The following is a 1,472-nucleotide window of genomic DNA, read 5'->3' as shown; positions in this document are numbered from 1 at the left end:
GATCCACAATTACGACGCGGTGTTTCTCGGCATGGGCCTTGGCGGTGTCAATGCGCTGCGTGCCGATGGCGAGGACGCTGACGGCGTCATCAACGCGGTCGAGTTCATTGCCGAGCTGCGCCAGGCCAGCGACCTCTCCGGCCTGCCGGTTGGTCGCCGCGTCGTCGTCATCGGTGGCGGCATGACGGCCATCGACGCCGCGGTACAGTCGAAGCTGCTCGGCGCCGAGGAGGTGACGATCTGCTACCGGCGCGGCCAGGAGCACATGAATGCGTCTGAGTTCGAGCAGGATCTGGCCGCTGCCAATGGCGTCAGCATCCGTCACTGGCTGCAGCCGAAGCGGGTGATCGCCGAGAGCGGCAAGGTCACTGCCGTCGAACTCGAATACACCGCCCTCAACGGCGACAGGCTTGCCGGCACCGGCGAGACGCTGACGCTCGTTGCCGACCAGGTGTTCAAGGCGATTGGACAGAGCTTTGTCCCGGCCGCCCTCAATGGCAGCGGTGCATCGATCGGCCTCGAAGCCGGTCGCATCAAGGTGGATTCGGAAGGGCGCACGTCGCTTGCCAAGGTCTGGGCCGGTGGCGACTGCATCTTCGGTGGCGACGACCTGACCGTCTCGGCGGTCGCGCAGGGACGCGACGCTGCGGAGAGCATCAATCGGGCACTGACCTCGAACGGGAGGGCATGAGCATGGCGGATATCAGAAACAATTTCGTCGGCATCAAGTCGCCCAATCCGTTCTGGCTGGCCTCGGCGCCGCCGACCGACAAGGCCTACAACGTCATCCGCGCCTTCAAGGCCGGCTGGGGCGGCGTGGTGTGGAAGACGCTGGGCGAGGAAGGGCCGCCTGTCGTCAACGTCAACGGTCCGCGCTACGGCGCGATCTGGGGCGCCGACCGCCGCCTGCTCGGCCTCAACAACATCGAACTGATCACCGACCGCGACCTGCAGGTCAATTTGCGCGAGATCAAGCAGGTCAAGAAGGACTGGCCCGACCGCGCCATCGTCGTCTCGCTCATGGTGCCTTGCGTCGAGGAAGCCTGGAAGGCGATCCTGCCGGTGGTCGAGGAGACCGAAGCCGACGGCATCGAGCTCAATTTCGGCTGTCCGCACGGCATGTCGGAACGCGGCATGGGCGCCGCCGTCGGCCAGGTGCCGGAATATATCGAAATGGTGGTGCGCTGGTGCAAGCAGAACACCCGTATGCCCGTCATTACCAAGCTGACGCCCAACATCACCGATGTGCGCAAGCCCGCGCGCGCAGCACATGCCGGCGGCACCGACGCGGTGTCGCTGATCAACACCATCAATTCGATCACTGGTGTCGATCTCGACAGCTTCGCGCCGCAGCCGACCATCGACGGCAAGGGCTCGCATGGCGGCTATTGCGGGCCGGCGGTAAAGCCGATCGCCATGAACATGGTGGCCGAGATCGCGCGCGATCCGGAAACGCAGGGCCTGCCGATCTC

The 1,472-nt window shown here is 65.3% G+C and carries 2 protein-coding genes; both read left to right on the top strand.

What is annotated here, in order from left to right; all coding sequences use genetic code 11:
- A partial coding sequence (locus EN991_RS35995) for an FAD-dependent oxidoreductase (RefSeq protein ID WP_164769649.1) occupies nucleotides 1-691 on the top strand: 691 nt, incomplete at its 5' end.
- Between the two features lie 2 nt (nucleotides 692-693).
- On the top strand, nucleotides 694-1,472 hold a 779-nt coding region (gene preA, locus EN991_RS35990; protein ID WP_127370504.1), incomplete at its 3' end, for an NAD-dependent dihydropyrimidine dehydrogenase subunit PreA.

The organism is Mesorhizobium sp. M7A.F.Ca.US.005.03.2.1 (assembly GCF_003997795.1).
Classification (GTDB): domain Bacteria; phylum Pseudomonadota; class Alphaproteobacteria; order Rhizobiales; family Rhizobiaceae; genus Mesorhizobium; species Mesorhizobium ciceri.
The sequence above is the reverse complement of the archived record's forward strand: the minus strand, read 5'-3'. Positions and strand labels throughout refer to the sequence as shown.